A 17,317-nucleotide genomic window follows, 5' to 3' on the forward strand; every position below is an offset into this window, starting at 1 on the left:
CGTCCGACGCGACGGCAGCCGGGGCCGCCACCATGCTCGGGTCGACCCGAGCGCCGAGGCCGACTATGAGGCAATTGGCCGGGTGGTTAAACAGGCCATCAGGGATTGGTGGGCTCCAGACCGGAATAGCTTCGAGCGGTGTCGCGTTACACCCGTCCGTGGCAATCGACGACCTCTTCCGACCGTTGAGCGTTCGGTCACTGACCGTGCCGAACCGGTTCGCCATGGCGCCGATGACGCGCCAGGCGTCACCTGGCGGAATACCCGGCGCCGACGTCGCCGAGTACTACCGGCGCCGCGCCGCCGGCGGCGTCGGGCTGATCATCACCGAAGGCATCCGACTGCCCGACCCGGCCGCGGGTTACCCGCACGCGATTCCGACGCTTGCGGGCAACGACGTCCTCGCGGGCTGGACTCGGGTCGTCGACGCCGTCCACGGCGAGGGCGCCACGATCGCTGCACAACTGTGGCACCAGGGCGCCCAACGCGACGACGCCGACGGTGTCGCGGCGGTCAGCCCATCGGGCGTCGACGGGCTCGGCAAGCCAAGGGGCCGCGCGCTCACAACCGACGAACTCCCCTGGATCGCAGAGCTCTACGCCAAGAGCGCCGCGACCGCGCGAGACATCGGCTTCGACGCCGTCGAGTTACACGGCGCTCACGGCTATCTGCTGGACCAGTTCCTTTGGGAGCGAACGAATCTGCGCACCGACGGCTACGGGGGGACGCAGGCTGCGCGGACCCTATTCCCGGCCGAGGTGGTCGCCGCGGTGCGTGCCGCGGTCGGACCGGACTACCCCATCATCTTTCGGTTCTCACAATGGAAGGGCACCGATTACTCGGCGTCGATCGCCGATCATCCGACACAGCTGCAGGAAGTACTCTCCCCGCTGACTGATGCGGGGGTGGACATGCTTCATCCCTCGACGCGCAGACACTACGTGCCCGCCTTTCCCGACTACGACCGCGAGCTGAGTCTCGCAGGCTGGACTAAGAAGGTCACCGGGCTGCCGGTCATCGCGGTCGGCTCCATCGGGCTACAGACGCAGTTTCGCAGCGAGAAACAAGGTCAGGTGATCCAGCCCGCCCCCATCGACCGCCTGGTCGAGCAGTTCGAGGCCGGCGAATTCGACATCGCGGCGATCGGCCGGGCGCTGCTCGCCGAGCCGGCGTGGGTGAATCGGCTGCGCAACGGCGACCTCGACGGATTCATCGGTTACGACCCGCAGACTGCGCTGGCCTCGCTTACCTGACGGCGGCGCAGCCTTCGAAGATGTGCTGTTGCTTCCTGACTACCCCCCAGGGGGTCGGTAGCCCCCCGCCGTTGCGTGGGCCGATCGCTGCCAGCAGCACGGGGGATGCATTCGCGGACCGGTCGCCCGATGATCTTCTGTGGTTTGCCGAGGCCTGAGCCTCCTTGATCGGGGCCCAACGGCAACGAATAGTGGCTACCGCGGTACTCGCTGGGTTCCCTCCGCCAGATCCGACGACAGATCTCTCGACGTGTTCGCGGGCACGCGCGACTGGCGCGTCGTACTTCACCCCATGAAGAGCCTCGATGACCTGTGGGCCTGAAGCGCCGGTGCCCAGAATGCAACGAGCGCCGCTGACGTAGTCCGCGCCGGCGGCGGTCATCGCCAAGTTGGTGGGTGTCCATGAGTACATCGGCAAGAGACCGAACGCGAGTTCGACACGATGCGTCTTGGCCGCCACATATCCCATCTGGCTGACGGCGTCGAAGCTGTATGCCTCGGCGATCATCACTCGGTCGAGGCCGATTGCCTCGCACGAAGTCAGCTGCGCGACCACGTCGCCGAAATCGCTGCCGTAGTAGCGCAGCGGCATGCCGAGTTTCATATTTCCACCTCCGGTGTTGTGTTCGCCTGGACCGCCGATGGCCTCGCCGACCGCGACATAGCGGGCGGGAAAAGCGGGCGCGAGCGCGCCTTCCAGTTGCGGCCGCATAAGTTCCAGGCGCTGTAGGTCGGGTCGAAGCGCCACCTGCTCATAGCCCACGACAATGTAGGGGGCGGCGTCCGCAAACTTCATCGCCCGTTCATGGCACGGGAGTGACCTGAAGCGCCGAGTCGCAGACCGGCACAGCGATTGTCAGACCGTAGGCGTTTGCTGATGTCCTCGATCTATTCTAATAGTCAATAGATATTGATTTCTCTGGCCTTGGTCTGCCTGCGATCGGAGGCAACGGAGCGGACGGTGGCCTGAGTGAGACTACCTATTTACCAGTATATTTATCGGCTATCGATACCCGAAGGTGAGGGCGCTCGTCCGGCATAGTCGGGTTCTAATTGCCTTTAAATATCGACCGCACAAGCAGTCTGGCGGGCAAGCGGCGTACCGAGAACCCAATGCAAGTCATCCGAGAGCGCGAGGAAAAGATGGCGGATCGATCGAGTCTTGTCCCTGACCAAATGTGGCGGTATCCGGCGGGTGTGGTGGAGTGGTTGACCCGTTACGGCCAGCAGGTGAGAGCCCCGATCGAAATCACGCGGGTGGGCGTCGGCCAGTCGAACATAACCACTGTCATTGTCGACGCGGACGGCCGACAATGGGTAATGCGCGAACCACCACCGGGAGAGGCGGCTTCCGCGGCACACGACATCGAGCGCGAGGCACGAATCTTGCGGTCGCTGGCGGCCAGCGGTGTGCCGGTCCCCCGCGTCGTCGGAACGGGCCACGGCCCCGTCGGGGTGCCGTTCCTGGTCATGGAGAAAGTCGCGGGCGTGGCGCTGGAAATGGAGGGCGACGCCCGCACTCTTGACCTGAATAGCCGCCGCCGGCTGGGCCTTTCGGTGGCGGCGACGCTGGCGCGGCTGCACCGCCTGGATCCGGGCATTCTTGGGATCCCGGTCTCGACCATTCCGTACGTCGTGCGGCAGCTGCGTAGACTGACCGCGGCATGGGAGCGGCACGGCGAGGGCAGCAAACATGCCGGTGAATGGCGTGCGCTGCGCGCACGACTGGAGGTTCGCGCGCCCGCGGCGCCGGCGCCTGTCATCGTGCATGGCGATTACCGACTGTCAAACCTGTTGGTCGGCAACGGGGTCATCACCGCGGTCTTGGACTGGGAACTGTGCACAATCGGCGATCCGCTCGCCGATTTGGCTTGGCTGCTTGACGATTGGCGCCCTCCCGAGGAGCCGGCAATCGTGATGCCCAGTCCCACTCGCGCCGGCGGCTTCCCCGATCGCGACGAAATGGTGGGGGTCTACCGCGAGCTCACCGGATTCAACCTCGACGCGCTCGATTACTATCGGGCGTTTTCCCAGTGGCGCGCCGCGAGCCTGCTGCAGGGCGTTCTCGTCCGTCGGCGCCGGGGCGCGATGGGGACGCACGCTGCCGTGGGCTGCGACGAGCTCGACCATTCGATCGGGGTGCTGCTGGCTTCGGCAGGCGCGTGTTTGGCATAAGTTGACATAAGCGCCGCGCGTGCACGGTACCTGCGACCACGCAGCGACGGGGCTTTGTCGTGTAGCCGCCAGGCGGTGTGCCGTGCTCTGTTATGCGGCGGGATCGCCGGCCAGACCGTGACGGATAATCGACTGCGCGTTCTGAACCACGGCTTCGATCGAGCCGCGACGCGGATTCCACCATTCCACCGCCCAATTCAGCGCACCGAGGACGAGCATTTGGGCGATGTAGAGGTCCAGCTCCGGCGTCAGCATGCCCTCGCGGGCCACGTCATTGATGAGCCGGCGCCAAATATCACCGTAGCGCTCCTCCTCGAGGATCTGCCTCTTGCGGATCGCCAGCGGGACCTGGCCCGCGTTGCGGATCGACGCCGTGGTGTAGTCGGATATCTCCAGCTCGTGACGTAAATGCGCTTCGGCGGCTACCAGGAGGCGCTCGAGCGCCGGGGTGCCGTCCGCAACATCGTTGAGCGCCGCTGCGACATGCTCACGCATATCGGCGATGCCAGACCACATCACCTCCTCGATAAGGTCGTCGCGCGAAGGAAAGTAGTAATAAATCGCCGGGGCCTGCAGATGCGCCGCGGCCGCAACGTCCGTGAGCCGCAACCCCGCGTAGCCACGCTCGGAGAGCACGCGCGCGGCCGCATCCAGGATTCGCGACCGAGTCAACGCCGACTTCGATTCCGACGTCGCGTCCTCCTGGTCGATCGAGACGGGAACCGTCGTCGACCGGGCGCTTTGCCTTGCCATCCGCTCATGATACGACCCCGGTGGGCGCATGTGACGACGGCGGTGCCGCGCGGCTAACAGCGATTAAATCCAGGGCACAGCGCCGGACGTCTCGGTGCGGCCCGCTTGTGACCGCGGGCTGCGCAGCCGTCAGGCGAACAGGTAGAGGCCGGTCAGGACGCTCGCGACAATCAGCGTCCAGCCCTCGAAGATCGCCTGTAGGAAGGCGGGCGCGTGGCGCAGTTCCATGAAGTATCGCCCGACGAAGCGCACCTTGATGAAGGCGATGATGATGATGCTGACGGCGGCGTAGGCCGTGGGCAGCTCATGGCCGACCCCGAGCAGCCACGATGTCAGGGTGGCCACGATCAGCGCCAGCCAGACGACGGAGATTTTCTCTCGCACAAGGCTTGTCAGCACTATTTCACCAGATATACCAGCGCGAAGATGACGATCCACAGCACGTCCACCATGTGCCAGAAGCAACCGGCACCTTCAAGATAGCCTTGCTCGCGTCCCGTAAGAGTTGCCCGGCGGGTCAGGTGCGCCATCAGGCCGAGCAAGGCCATGCCGAGCACCACGTGCAGCAGGTGCAGCCCGGTCATGACGTAGAAGTACATGAAGAATTGGTTTGAGGAAGGCACCAGTCCATGCGAGATCTTCTGACCGTATTCGATCGCCTTGTTCACCACGAAGATCGCGCCGCATGTCATGGCGCCGTAGACCAACCGCCGCGCCAATCGGGGCGCGCCGGCACGGACCGCGCGTACCGCCGTCACCACCAGCAGCGAACTGGTCAACAGCACAAGCGTATTGACCGCGCCGAACGCCTGGTTCAGGTGCGACTGGGAGCGTTCGAAGAGCTGGGGCTGACCGGCGCGGTAGTACAGATAGACTCCGAACAGCACAGCGAAGACGGTCATGTCCCCGAAGATCAAGACCCAAACACCCTCCTCCCCGGGCAGATGACGCGAGGGTGCCGACGGGCGGCCATGCGCGGTCGATGATGCGATGTCCGAGGGTGTCACTGCGCCGCGCATGTGCCGATGACATGGCCGGATATGACCCGATTCCAGACTGCGTGCATCGGCAACCCCGCTATCCGACGCATCCTGTCCCCTGCCATCCTGCGGTCCTTCGACGTCGAGGTGATCCTCCATTCACAATTTAACACAGAATAAAATAAGAGCTAAGGTGTGAAATATGGCGCCCCTTCTCAGCGATGAAGAAACCATGCTGGTCGAAACGGTTCGGGCGTTCGTCGACCGCGACGTCAAGCCGACCGTGCGCGAGGCCGAGCACGCCAACATTTATCCCGAGGCGTGGATCGAGCAGATGAAGCACATCGGCATATACGGCTTGGCGATACCCGAACAATACGGCGGTTCACCGGTCTCGACGCGCTGCTACGTCCTCGTCACTCAAGAGCTCGCGCGCGGATGGATGAGCCTGGCCGGGGCAATGGGCGGGCATACCGTCGTGGCCAAACTGCTGACGCTGTTCGGCACCGAGGATCAAAAGCAGAAATACCTTCCCTCCATGGCCACCGGCGAAACACGGGCAACGATGGCGCTCACCGAACCGGGGGGCGGCTCGGACCTGCAGAACATGACCACCACCGCGCTGCCCGTCGGCCACAACGACGCCGAACTGACCATCAACGGGTCGAAGACCTGGATTTCCAACGCCCGCCGATCGGGCCTGATCGCGCTGCTGTGCAAGACCGATCCCCATGCCACGCCCAAGCATAAAGGGATATCGGTCGTCCTAGTCGAGCACGGCCAGGGGCTGAGTGTCTCCCGGGACCTGCCGAAGCTCGGCTATAAGGGTGTCGAAAGCTGCGAGCTGTCGTTCGATGACTGCCGAGTTCCCGCGTCGGCGGTCCTCGGCGGCGAGCCGGGGCGCGGCTTTGCACAGATGATGAAGGGCCTCGAGACGGGCCGCATCCAAGTCGCGTCACGCGCTCTCGGCGTCGCCACGGCCGCACTCGAAGACGCCCTGGCGTACGCCCAGGAACGGCAGAGCTTCGGCAAGCCGATCTGGCAGCACCAATCAGTCGGCAATTACCTGGCCGACATGGCGACCAAGCTGACGGCCGCGCGACAACTGACACTGCACGCCGCCGACCGTTACGACGCCGGCGAGCGGGCCGACATGGAGGCGGGCATGGCCAAACTCTTCGCCTCTGAGGCAGCGATGGAAATCGCCTTGAACGCGGTGCGCATTCACGGCGGCTACGGCTACTCATGCGAGTACGACGTCGAGCGCTACTTCCGGGACGCACCGCTGATGATCGTCGGGGAAGGCACCAACGAGATCCAGCGCAACGTCATCGCCGCACAACTGGTGGCCCGTGGTGGCATTTAGGCCGCCCGTGGGCGATCCGCCTGAAGACCTTCGCGCCGCACACGGACTTATCGCACGGCTGCTCGCCCGACATGTTCGCCGCCAGATCGAACTGATCGAACCGGGAATGCCGGACGCGCGCGGCGTCGCGGTGCAAGCCGTCGACTGGTCGGCGAAACCCGTTTCGTGACGCGGTTGCGACCACAATGACCGGTGTCGGAGGGTGGCACTCCTATCATCGAATGATGCCGCGGAAGCCGACAGATGCTGAGACCGACGACTCGAAGTCGCAACGCACCCGATCGCGCATCCTGGATGCGGCAGCCCACGTGCTGAGCGTCAAAGGGTACGCCGGAACGCGGTTGACCGATGTCGCCGAGTATGCCCAGCTGCAGGCACCGGCCATCTACTACTACTTCCCTTCCCGGGAGGACCTCATCGAAGAGGTCATGCATACCGGCATCGGCGATATGCGCAGGTTCCTGCGGGAGCGACTCGACGAACTGCCTCCGGATACGGCGCCGATGGATCGCATCATGGCCGCAGTCTCGGCGCATCTGCGTCACGAGCTTGAATTGTCCGACTACGCACGGGCTTCGATCCGCAACTCCGGTCAGATCCCCGACCGACTCAAGACTCGGCAGAAAAAGGAGCAGGCGGCCTACAACCGCATCTGGCGCGATCTGCTCGACGATGCCGTCTCCGAAGGCCAGATCCGCAGCGACTTAGATGCGCCCCTGGCTCAGGCCCTGGTGTTGGGCGCATTGAACTGGGCCGCCGAGTGGTGGGACCCCCGCCGAACTTCGGTCGAAGCCATGGTTGCCAACGCCCAGGTGTTCGTACGGCACAGCCTCGCCCCGGCGGCGCGGCCGAAGAAGCGGCAATCCAAGCGCCGACCGAAAGCTCCCGCCGCCCGCTAGACCGCCGGCTCACGTTATCGCAGCCGAGCCCATTTTTGATTCTATGTTAAATTATATCCATGACTGAGGCATACATCGTTGACGCTGTTCGCACGGCGGTCGGGAAGCGCGGTGGCGGCCTGGCCGGAGCGCATCCAGCCGACATCGCCGCCCATGTGATCAAGACGGTCGTGGGCCGCCACGATATCGACCCGGCAGCTATCGACGACGTCATCCTGGGGTGCCTCGACAACATCGGGGCGCAGGCCGGAGACATCGCCAGGACCGCCGCTCTGGCCGCAGGACTGCCCGAGTCGGTGCCCGGTGTGACCATCGACCGCCAATGTGGATCCGCCCAGCAGGCAGTGCATTTCGCCGCCCAGGCGGTGATGAGCGGAACGTGCGACCTGATCGTGGCCGGCGGTGTCCAGAAAATGAGCCAGTTCCCCATCCTCAGTGCGTTCAGCGCCGGCGAGCCGTATGGTTCGACTGATCCGTGGAGAGGGTGCGACGGGTGGCGGGCGCGCTACGGCGATCAGGAGATCTCGCAATTCCGCGGCGCGGAATTGATTGCTGCCCAATGGAAGTTGTCCCGCGAGGACAACGAGCGGTTTGCGCTCGCCAGCCACCGGCGTGCCGTCAGCGCGATCTCCGAAGGCCGCTTCACCCGAGAGATCACTCCTTTCGTCGGGCTCACTGCCGACGAAGGACCTCGGGCAGACACGAGCCTGGAGAAGATGGCGTCGCTACCCACCCTCGTCGAGGGAGGTGTGCTGACCGCCGCGGCGGCCAGCCAAATCTCAGATGGCGCAGCCGCACTGCTCGTCGCGTCTCAGGGCGCCGTCGACCGGTTCGGGTTGACCCCGCGGGCCAGGATCCACCATATGTCGGTGCGCGGTGCGGACCCGGTGATGATGTTGACGGCGCCGATCCCGGCAACCCAGCACGCCCTGAAGCGCACGGGACTCTCGATCGACGACATCGACACCGTCGAGATCAACGAGGCCTTCGCCCCGGTGGTGCTGGCATGGCTGACCGAACTGGGCGCCGACCCGGAAAAGGTCAATCCGAACGGCGGTGCAATCGCACTGGGCCATCCGATTGGATGCACCGGCGCGCGTTTGATGACTTCGATGCTGCACGAATTGGAACGCACCGGGGGTCGGTTCGGGTTGCAGACGATGTGCGAAGGCGGCGGGCAGGCCAACGTCACGATCATCGAACGGATCTAAGCCGTGCGGCGTTTGCTGTACGAGGAGGACCACGAGACGTACCGCAATACCGTCCGGGAGTTTCTGGCCCGCGAAGTGGCGCCTCATCAACACGACTGGGATCGTGACCGCTGGATCGACCGCGCGGTATTCGTCCGAGCCGCCAAGGCGGGCATCTACGCCCTACAGATCGATGAGCGATACGGAGGGTCCGGCGAGCCGGATTACCGCTACCGCATGGTGGTGTGTGAGGAGATCGCGCGCATCAATGCGCTCTCGTTCGGGCTGACTGTGAGTCTGCAAGACGACCTGGTCCTGCACTACCTGCTCGATCTGACCACCGACGAGCAGAAGGGGCGATGGCTTCCCGGGTTTGCCACGGGAGAGATCATCGGCGCGCTCGCGATGACCGAGCCGGGCGCGGGCAGCGACCTGCGGGGAATGCGGACCACCGCTCGGCGCGACGGCGACGCCTGGATTCTCAACGGGCAGAAAACGTTCATCTCCAGCGGCATCATGGCCGACGTCGTGGTGGTGGCCGCGCGCACAAACGCCGACGGCGGTTCACATTCGTTCAGTCTCTTCGTCGTCGAGCGTGACACCCCGGGCTTCGAGCGCGGCCGCAAGCTGGACAAGATCGGGCTGCCCGCGCAGGACACCGCCGAACTGTACTTCCGTGACGCACGGGTGCCGGCGGCCAATATGCTCGGGACTGCCGGAGAAGGCCTCCAGTACCTGATGGGTCACCTGCCGCGCGAACGACTCGGAGTCACTGCCAAGGCTCTGGCAACGACACGCGCCATCTATCAGTCGACCGTCGAGTACTGCAAGCTACGCAAGGCCTTTGGCGGTCCGCTCACCGACCAGCAGCACATTCGGTTCGAGCTCGCGGAGATGTCCACCGAGATTGACGTCGCCCAAGCCTACGTAGACAAATCCGTCCTGTCCTACAACGCCGGCGAACTCACTGCGGTCGACGCGGCGAAAGGCAAGTGGTATGTGAGCGAGCTACAGAAGCGCGTTGTCGATCGTTGCCTGCAGTTGCACGGCGGGTATGGATACATGACCGAATACCCGGTTGCCCGTGCGTATCTGGATACGCGTGTGCAGACCATCTATGGTGGAACCACCGAAATCATGAAGGAGATCATCGGACGCGACATAGCCGCCGGATGAGGAGGCGATGGTCGAGCCCCGCCGTCGACCACGGCTGGGAGTGGTCAAGCAACCCCCGTCGAACAGACCTCTTCGTGGGCCGCAAAACGGCTGACCGCCACACGCCCTAACCAGCCGTCGCCGCGGCGAGCAGCGCGTCAATGTCAATCACCTTGACCCGCGGACGCGAGACTTCCGTCCCGCGCTGGCGTTCGAACGCGTCGATGCAGCGCCAACCTGGCCAATCGATGACGTTGAGCCGACGTGAGGAGATCAGCGCTGCAAGGGAAGCGGTGTTGGATGGCGCGGTAGGCAGAATTCCAGCGCGAGCGTCTGAGACAAGGTTGGCGACTGTCTCGCGGGCGCACGTTTTGTTGGTGCCGATCACGCCACGAGGTCCACGCTTGATCCAGCCCGTCACATACACGCCCGGCACCGGGGCTCGGTCGCGCATCACTCGGCCGCCCTCGTTGGGCACTATGCCGGTGGCATCGTCGAACGGCAGCCCGTCGATCGGCGTCCCCCGATAGCCGATCGACCGCAAAACCAGCGGTGTCGCGATCGTCGTTGTGCCGCTGCGATCTTCTATGACGAGGCCTTCGACGCGGTCCTGTCCGGCGAACCGCACAGGGCGAGAGCCGAACCGCAGCACAATCCGCCGGTTCCCGGCCCGGCGAGGGCGGACGGCATATTCGACGATCACGTCGTATTTCAGTGCCCGTTCGAAACCATCGGGCCGGTCGCCGATATCGCCTTCGACGACCACGTCGACGTCACGCAGGTTGCCCAGGGCCAGTAACTCCCCCACGGAGAAGGCGGCGTCTGCGGCACCGCGCCTGCCCATCACGACGACTTCCTCGATCCCGCTGCGCCACAACCGGGCCAGCGCGTGGTCGGCGACGTCGGTAGTGACCAAATCGTCGTGATTCATCACCAGTACTCGCGCCACGTCGAGCGCGACATTGCCGTTGCCGACAATCACCGCCCGAGGTCCGGACAGGTCTAGATCGTCACCGGCGCGCCCGGGATGCCCGTTGTACCAACCGACCACATCAGCGGCGGCGTGGCTACCGGCCAATTGCTCGCCGGGGATTCCCAGTTCGAGGCTGCGGGGCGCGCCGACCGCGTAGATCACGGCGTCATGGTGAGTCGACAGCTCTGCGTGGCTGATGTCTCGACCCACCGCGACGTTGAAGAAACACCTCACGTCGCGGTGCGCGAACGCCGACTCGAATTCGTGGATGACGTCCTTCGTGCGCTGGTGGTCTGGGGCGACGCCGAAGCGAATCAGACCGTAAGGAGTGGGCAGCTGTTCGAACACGTTGACCTCGACGCCGCGGGTGCGTACGAGGTCGGACACGGCATAGCAGGCGGCGGGGCCGGTACCGACGACGGCCACCCGCAACGGTTCTCGCTGGACGGGATCCTGGGACCTCGGCGGCGTCGTCGACCGAATTGCCAATGGCCGAGCGGCGAAGTAGGCGGCATTGACGTCCCTGAATCGCGTTTGGTCGTTGGGCAACTCGTCCTCGTGGTAGATCGCATCCACCGGGCACACCTCGGCACACGCGCCGCAGTCGACGCAAGTCTCGGGATCGATGTACAGCATCGGCGCCTCGACGCCGTCCTCCCCCGGCACGGGACGGATGCAATCGACCGGGCATGCCGGAACGCAGCTGGCGTCGGTACAACAATTCTGGGTAATCACAAAAGCCATAGCCGCTCCTCGATGCGATGGCGGGAAACGAGTCTGGTGGGCACGGCGCCCATAGCTGCGGCGCTGGTCAGTCGTCGACCGAGATGGCGCCCGTCGGACAGCTCGACGCCGCTTCCTTGGCCACGGTGAGATCGTCTCCGACAGCGGACTCGAGGACCACGCGGGATTGGCCGTCGTCCGCGACCTCGAACACCGCGGGCGCGGTCACCTCACACAGGCCGATACCCGAACACTTGGTCCGGTCCACTCGGATCGTCATCAGAACAACTTCCTCATGATCTTGATCGCACGGTCGGTGTAGGGCGGATATACCAGCGCAGGATCCGGCTTGGCCGGCTTGGCCAGCACGGCCCGGCGGTGGCTGAGCGCTTCGAATCCCCACTGGCCGTGATAAGCGCCGATTCCGCTCGCACCGACACCGCCGAACGGCAACTGCGGCACCAGGCAGTGCATCGCGACGTGATTGATCACCGCACCACCCGAAGGCATGGCGTCGATGAGGCCGCGGCCTCTCCCTCGCGACGAGGTGAACACATATAGCGCCAGTGGTTTGGGTCGTGAGTTGACGAATTGCACTCCTGCCGAGTCTGTGTCGACGCGCAGGATGGGCAGGATTGGGCCGAAGATCTCGTCGGACATGACCCCGTCGGCGGGAGCGGGATCGACGATCACCGTCGGCTCGATGCTCAACGACGCGGCATCCGTGCCGCCGCCGGTGACGACCGTTCCGGACGTCGTCTCGATGAGCGAGGCCAGCCGCCGGAACTGGCGCTCGTTGACGATACGCAACGCGGGGCGTGGCTCGGCTGACCTGAAGTCGGCGATAACCCGGATGACCTTGTCGATGAACGCATCGGCGACCGCGCGGTGGACCAACACGTAGTCCGGGGCGATGCAGGTCTGGCCCGAGTTGAGCAGCTTCACCCAGACGATGCGGCGTGCGGCGACGTCGAGGTCGGCGTCCGCGGTTACGATGACCGGGCTCTTCCCGCCGAGCTCGAGGGTGACCGGCGTCAGCGTCGGTGCCGCGGCCGCCATGACCTTGCGCCCGACCTCGGTGCCTCCGGTGAACAGAATGTGGTCGAAGCCCTCGGCGATAAGACCCTGGGTGGTCGAGGCCTCACCTTCGACGACCCGGATCGCCTCGGCGTCCAGATAGCGTGGAATCAACCGGCTCAGCAATTCAGAGGTGGCCGGGGCGAGTTCCGAGGGTTTGATCACCGCGCAGTTCCCGGCGGCAACCGCGGCAACCAACGGGCCCAGACTCAGGTAGACGGGATAGTTCCACGGCCCGATGACCAGGACCACTCCCAGCGGGTCGTACTGAACCCAGGCGCGCCCGGGTAGCTGCGCCAGGGGTAATGGCCGGCGACGTCGGCGCATCCACTTCCTAAGATGTTTCCGGGCGTAGGCTGCCTCGCCCTTTGATGACGCGATGTCGCCGAGCCACGCTTCAACGGGCGTGCGCCCGAGGTCCTGGCTCAGCGCCTCGGCTATCGCCGATTCCTCGTCGTGACAGAATGTTTCGATGCCTTCAAGCTGGCGAAGGCGCCATTGCAACGATCGGGTCCGACCTGAGGCGAAAACACGACGCAGGCCGGGCAACACAGCGGCATTCTGGGCCCCGTGTGCGGTATCGGCAGGAGCATGCAGCGTCATGGCACTCTTTAAAACTCCGGCTTGGGGACGACTCCTGACGCCACGGCACCCGTGATGCCGCCGTCCACTGCCAGGGCCTGACCGTTGACCCAGCGTGCCGCGTCGGACGCCAGGAACAGCACCACCGAAGCGACGTCATCCGGTTTCGCATGCCGCCCGAGCAGATCCTTGACGCCGTCGAGCGTGTCTTTTCCCATCGATTGCTCGAAATCAGCCAGGATCGGGGTTTCGACCGGCCCAGGAAGCACGGCATTGATACGAAAACCCATCTGTGCCATGCCCAAACCCATCGACATCGTGTAGACGGTGGTGACTTCCTTCGAGAAGTTGTACGCGTTGCCCTGCTGCGGGTGAGCCTTGAACCAGGCCGCACCTTCCTCGAACGTGTCGGTGGCCAGCAGGTCCCGGATGGCTTCGAGACGTTCGGGCCAGCCGAATCCGGCGGTGGATGAGACGATGATGACTGAGCCCGCCGGGGCAAGACGCTCGAAGAATGCCTCGGTCAGGTGGCGCACGGCCAAGCTGTTGACCGCGACCACGAGATCGGCCGCAGCGGTGCCCGGTATCCCTGCGACGTTCATCAGCCCGTCGAACAGACCGTCCAGTGATTCCAGCGCCGCGTCGATGCTGCGCGGGTTGGCAAGATCGACTTCGATGTGGCGGGTAACCGCGGTGGTCGGTGTATTGCGATCCAGGCAGATCACCTCTGCACCGGCCGTCAGCAACTCTTGGGCGACGGCATGCCCGATCCCCGACGCCGCGCCGGTGACCAGGTAGCGTTTACCTGTGAATTCCGACATCTGTTCTCCGGTCAATTGAGAGTGTAGGGAAGAGATTTGACCGCGCGCACGAAATTTCCGGTCAAGTACTCCGGCTCTCCCACACGCAATGTCGGAGCGCGGAAGACGAGTTCGCGGAAGAAGGCCTCGAGCTGCATCTTGGCCAGAAACGCTCCCATGCAGTAATGCGGTCCGCCGCCCCCGAACGCCACGTGCGGATTCGGTTTGCGCCGAATGTCAAAGACACCCGGGTTGGTGAATACACGTTCGTCGCGGTTGCCCGACGAGTACATCATCACGACCCAGTCTCCTTCCCGGATCAGCTGACCATGCAGCACGGTGTCCTGAATGGCGGTGCGGCGGAACGTCATCACTGGGCTCGCCCATCGGACAAATTCTTCAATCGCACACTTGATGTGGCCGTCGAAGTCGTCAACGAGAAGTTGGCGCTGCTCCGGATACTGCTGCAGCGCCATCGTTGTCAACGTCATGGTGTTACGCGTGGTGTCATTGCCGGCGACCGACAGCAGCACGAAGAACGCACCGAGCTCGTCGTCGGTAATCTGCCTGCCCTCGACCTCCGCCGCCACCAGTTGCGACATCAGGTCATCCTTTGGGTCAGCGCGCCGCTCCTCGGCAAGTTCCAGCCCTATCGTCAGAAGACCCACGAGCGAATCGCTCACGACCGCCCCGGGTTCCCGCCCGGCCGCGACATCGGCATCGGCCCACGACACCATGCCGTCGGCGTGCCTGGCTGCTTCGTCGCGCCGCTCGGGAGGCAGGCCCACCATCTCGTAGATCGTCCACATGGGCAGCCGCTTGGACACCTGCTCGACGAAATCACCCTCGGCGGTGGCCAGGAGATCGTCGACGATCCGGACAGCTTGATTAGTCACCTGACCTTGAATCTTCGCTACCTGTCGTGGCGTGAAGACGGAGCTGATCAACCGGCGCAGGCTTGAGTGCCTCGCACCGTCCATGCCCAAGAAGGACTCCGCCGCATCAAGAATGTCCTCCGGGACCGCTTCAATCTGAACCCCTTGAGCGGACGAGAAGATCTCCGGGTGTTTGCTCACATGGGCGATGTCCTCGTTACGGGTGATCGCCCAGACTCCGTCGACCGGGGCGGGAATCAGCGTGCCTTCAATGGGGCGATGCCAGCTGACCGGGCGCTCGTCCCGCAGGATCTTGAAGTTTGGTTCGCGCTCCTCAGCCGTGAGTTTCCAGAAGCTGATCGGCGAGATACTCACTGGGTCGTAAGGCGGACGATCCAGATGGTGTTGGGTGGCTTCAAGTGTCATGCCTTTGCCTCCACGTAGCGGTTGATCAGAATCCGTTTGGCAAGTCTGCCGGTTGCCAGTCGTGTAACTCGTCGACGAAGCCGACGGACCGTGGCGTCTTGTGGTGGGCGATCGACCGACACACATGGGCCATTAGCTCGGTCGCCAACTCATCTGAGCCGCCCAGGCCGCCACGTAGCTGGACCACCGCTTTGGCCCGTTCGCCCATATCGGGATCGGGTGCGCGGATGACCGCGACGTCGGACATCTTGGGATGCAAGGCGAGAACATTCTCGATCTCCTGCGGATAGATGTTGACGCCATCACCTCGGTGCACGACCATTTCGCGGATAGCGCTCGCGAAGAGCGCCGAATGATGTTCGAGTTCAACGAAGGTCGGTACACGGCCGCTTTCGGCCATGATCACCGCGGGCCGCTCCGGGGCGGACAGTGCGTGGACTCCGGGAAACATGACTCAGACGAGGAGGTCGTCGCGGCCGTCGGCCTTCAACCGCTCGATGTACGGCGAATACAGCCTCTTTCCGAGCGGCGCCAGTTTCAACAGGCTCGCCACGTTGCCGTCGACCTTGATCTTCTTCTTGGCCATAGCCAGGGGCAGATTGACCTTGCCCTGCCAGTAGGCGTTGCCCGTATCGGCGGTCATCGACATGGTCGCGCTGGGCGTCGACTCTGCGTTGACGCCTTGACGAACGGACTTGTTGGCCATGTCGACGACCACGATCACGTCCGGATCGGTGAAGTCGAACGCCACCACAAGCCCGGTAGCCACCAGCTTGGGGCCGATTTCCGGGTCCTGGAATGCCGTCTCGAAGATGCCCCCGATGTACTTGGCCACTTCGCCCGAGTCGGTGAACCCCATCGTTCTCCTTTTATTCTAATATCGATTCAAAAATGTGGGCCGCAAATCGGTGCGTACTACCCGTCCAGGGTGCCCCGTTGAGAGCATCGTCACACCTTAACCCCGATAAGTCAACTCGCGGTGCCGTGCGGCCAGAGTGATGCCGCGCCGCGAAGGCGACGAGTCGCCGCAGGTCGGTAGGCACCTATCCCGGCACGTGCCAAGAGAATCTCGGAGCGGAGCGTTCGCTGAGCACCGGCCACGGTGGGGCTCTCCCGATCCGACGGCCGCGACAATGTCGCTGTCCGTTGCATCGGCACTACTCGCCGAGAAAAAGGCTCTGGCGTGTGTCGCCGAGAAATTTAATGTGACGTCAACGTTGTCCGCCGGTCGGGTGCGGGCCTGAGTTCAAGCCGCGACGACTATCGACGCCGCTTCGCCGGCCGGGCGTAACGCCGCGTAGCGCAACACCAGGCCCATGCCGACGAGGAACACGCTGTATGTCGTCAACGCCAGCCAGAACACGAAGATGCCACGCCACGAGAACGGCCCACTGTGGAAGAAGAAGGCCAAAACGTCGGGCACGAATGACGCTGCTATCCAGAAGTTCATATATCCGACCCACCTCGGCAAGATTTGCGCCCGATCTCCGAGGATCGCGGCGCCGATCGCGATGTTCTGGATCATGAACGGCGCGATCGGGGTGATGAAGACCAGCCAGGCGATGTCGTTGAGCGTGACCGTGAGCTCGGGGTCGCGGTCGGGCCGAAAGGCGATGACAGCCATCAACAACATCGGCAGGAGCAGCAACACACCAGTTGCCGCTCCGGTGACGAGCTGGACGAAAGCCAAGACCGGGTGTCGGCCCTCGATGCGCAGCAAGATGTAGCCGATCAAGCCGATCAACGGAAAAACGAGGCAGATGCTGAGTTGCGAGACGACAAGCCCGGTCAGTACGCGCGTGGTGTGGCCGTAGAAGGTGACCACATCGTGTGTGGTGCTCGACGGTCCCAGCGGCATCGGCAGGATGCCCGCGATCAACCAGCCCAGCAGGGTCACCAGCACTGTGCCGGGGCCGGTCCATGCACACAGCTTTTGCGCCCGGTGAGACATAGCCGTTCCTCCGTCCGCTCGGGAAAATATTGAATATTGGATAGAATCTTGGCCCCGCAAGGAATCGCGAGGTAGTAGTCGGCAGGACACCATGCTGCACCCGTCGGCGGGTGACCGCACAACAAGTGAACACCGCCAA

General features: G+C 64.1%; 17 protein-coding genes and 2 pseudogenes. 7 read left to right on the forward strand and 12 right to left on the reverse strand.

Going from position 1 to position 17,317, the window contains the following annotated elements:
• Positions 1 to 158 precede the first annotated feature (158 nt).
• Complete coding sequence (locus tag G6N56_RS07600; protein ID WP_085254749.1) at positions 159 to 1,253, forward strand: NADH:flavin oxidoreductase; 1,095 nt, start codon at positions 159 to 161, stop codon at positions 1,251 to 1,253.
• A 70-nt stretch (positions 1,254 to 1,323) separates the two neighbouring features.
• On the opposite strand, the pseudogene G6N56_RS07605 reads toward G6N56_RS07600, so the two are convergent.
• Positions 1,324 to 1,857, reverse strand: a pseudogene (locus tag G6N56_RS07605) (LLM class flavin-dependent oxidoreductase); the annotation flags it as partial.
• A gap of 572 nt (positions 1,858 to 2,429) precedes the next feature.
• Between G6N56_RS07605 and G6N56_RS07610 the strand changes: the two are divergent.
• Positions 2,430 to 3,428: a phosphotransferase family protein gene (locus G6N56_RS07610; protein ID WP_232069245.1), complete on the forward strand. Its 999-nt coding sequence runs from the start codon at positions 2,430 to 2,432 to the stop codon at positions 3,426 to 3,428.
• A 90-nt stretch (positions 3,429 to 3,518) separates the two neighbouring features.
• Here G6N56_RS07610 and G6N56_RS07615 read toward each other — a convergent pair whose 3' ends face one another.
• From G6N56_RS07615 to G6N56_RS07625, 3 genes are all read right to left on the reverse strand, one after another.
• On the reverse strand, positions 3,519 to 4,181 hold the full coding sequence (locus tag G6N56_RS07615; RefSeq protein WP_085254750.1) for a TetR/AcrR family transcriptional regulator: 663 nt from the start codon (positions 4,179 to 4,181) through the stop codon (positions 3,519 to 3,521).
• Between the two features lie 129 nt (positions 4,182 to 4,310).
• The gene (locus tag G6N56_RS07620) at positions 4,311 to 4,580 is read right to left on the reverse strand and encodes a cytochrome C oxidase subunit IV family protein (RefSeq protein WP_232069246.1); all 270 of its coding nucleotides are present in this window, start codon (positions 4,578 to 4,580) and stop codon (positions 4,311 to 4,313) included.
• The gene (locus tag G6N56_RS07625) at positions 4,580 to 5,083 is read right to left on the reverse strand and encodes a cytochrome c oxidase subunit 3 (protein WP_232069247.1); all 504 of its coding nucleotides are present in this window, start codon (positions 5,081 to 5,083) and stop codon (positions 4,580 to 4,582) included. Before G6N56_RS07625 ends, G6N56_RS07620 begins: the two co-directional genes overlap by 1 nt.
• A 280-nt stretch (positions 5,084 to 5,363) precedes the next feature.
• Between G6N56_RS07625 and G6N56_RS07630 the strand changes: the two genes are divergently transcribed.
• Genes G6N56_RS07630 through G6N56_RS07650 form a run of 5 tightly spaced genes read left to right on the forward strand, consistent with a single transcriptional unit; the run spans position 5,364 to position 9,792 of the window.
• Positions 5,364 to 6,527, forward strand: a complete 1,164-nt coding sequence (locus tag G6N56_RS07630) for an acyl-CoA dehydrogenase family protein (RefSeq protein ID WP_085254752.1) — start codon at positions 5,364 to 5,366, stop codon at positions 6,525 to 6,527.
• Between the two features lie 7 nt (positions 6,528 to 6,534).
• Entirely contained in the window at positions 6,535 to 6,696 is a 162-nt protein-coding gene (locus G6N56_RS07635; protein ID WP_158090690.1) for a hypothetical protein, read from the forward strand.
• A 55-nt stretch (positions 6,697 to 6,751) separates the two neighbouring features.
• A complete protein-coding gene (locus tag G6N56_RS07640) occupies positions 6,752 to 7,426 on the forward strand; it encodes a TetR/AcrR family transcriptional regulator (RefSeq protein ID WP_085254753.1) in 675 nt (224 codons plus the stop codon).
• Positions 7,427 to 7,485: 59 nt separating this feature from the next.
• Entirely contained in the window at positions 7,486 to 8,637 is a 1,152-nt protein-coding gene (locus tag G6N56_RS07645) for an acetyl-CoA C-acetyltransferase (protein WP_085254754.1), read from the forward strand.
• A 3-nt stretch (positions 8,638 to 8,640) separates the two neighbouring features.
• Positions 8,641 to 9,792 (forward strand): acyl-CoA dehydrogenase family protein, encoded by a 1,152-nt coding sequence (locus tag G6N56_RS07650; protein WP_085254755.1) that lies wholly within the window; start codon positions 8,641 to 8,643, stop codon positions 9,790 to 9,792.
• Between the two features lie 106 nt (positions 9,793 to 9,898).
• Here the strand turns inward: G6N56_RS07650 and G6N56_RS07655 are convergent, their stop codons facing one another.
• The 8 genes and pseudogenes from G6N56_RS07655 to G6N56_RS07690 form a co-directional block, all read right to left on the reverse strand.
• Positions 9,899 to 11,488, reverse strand: coding sequence for an FAD-dependent oxidoreductase (locus G6N56_RS07655; protein WP_085254756.1), 1,590 nt, complete (start codon positions 11,486 to 11,488; stop codon positions 9,899 to 9,901).
• A 67-nt stretch (positions 11,489 to 11,555) separates the two neighbouring features.
• Positions 11,556 to 11,747, reverse strand: coding sequence for a ferredoxin (locus tag G6N56_RS07660; RefSeq protein WP_085254757.1), 192 nt, complete (start codon positions 11,745 to 11,747; stop codon positions 11,556 to 11,558).
• A complete protein-coding gene (locus G6N56_RS07665; protein ID WP_085254758.1) occupies positions 11,747 to 13,147 on the reverse strand; it encodes an aldehyde dehydrogenase family protein in 1,401 nt (466 codons plus the stop codon). The genes G6N56_RS07660 and G6N56_RS07665 overlap by 1 nt, the downstream gene beginning before the upstream one ends.
• An 8-nt stretch (positions 13,148 to 13,155) precedes the next feature.
• Positions 13,156 to 13,947: a coniferyl-alcohol dehydrogenase gene (locus G6N56_RS07670; RefSeq protein ID WP_085254759.1), complete on the reverse strand. Its 792-nt coding sequence runs from the start codon at positions 13,945 to 13,947 to the stop codon at positions 13,156 to 13,158.
• An 11-nt stretch (positions 13,948 to 13,958) separates the two neighbouring features.
• Positions 13,959 to 15,227: a cytochrome P450 gene (locus tag G6N56_RS07675; RefSeq protein ID WP_085254760.1), complete on the reverse strand. Its 1,269-nt coding sequence runs from the start codon at positions 15,225 to 15,227 to the stop codon at positions 13,959 to 13,961.
• Positions 15,224 to 15,528, reverse strand: a pseudogene (locus G6N56_RS07680) (AMP-binding enzyme); the annotation flags it as partial. The gene G6N56_RS07675 and the pseudogene G6N56_RS07680, both read right to left, overlap by 4 nt.
• Before the next feature lie 153 nt (positions 15,529 to 15,681).
• Positions 15,682 to 16,086 carry an SCP2 sterol-binding domain-containing protein gene (locus G6N56_RS07685; RefSeq protein ID WP_085254761.1) on the reverse strand — a complete coding sequence of 135 codons (405 nt, stop codon included), beginning with the start codon at positions 16,084 to 16,086 and terminating at the stop codon, positions 15,682 to 15,684.
• Positions 16,087 to 16,473: 387 nt separating this feature from the next.
• A complete protein-coding gene (locus G6N56_RS07690) occupies positions 16,474 to 17,178 on the reverse strand; it encodes a hypothetical protein (protein WP_085254762.1) in 705 nt (234 codons plus the stop codon).
• Between the last annotated feature and the right edge of the window lie 139 nt (positions 17,179 to 17,317).

Origin of the sequence: Mycobacterium saskatchewanense, assembly GCF_010729105.1 — a bacterium.
Lineage (GTDB): Bacteria > Actinomycetota > Actinomycetes > Mycobacteriales > Mycobacteriaceae > Mycobacterium > Mycobacterium saskatchewanense.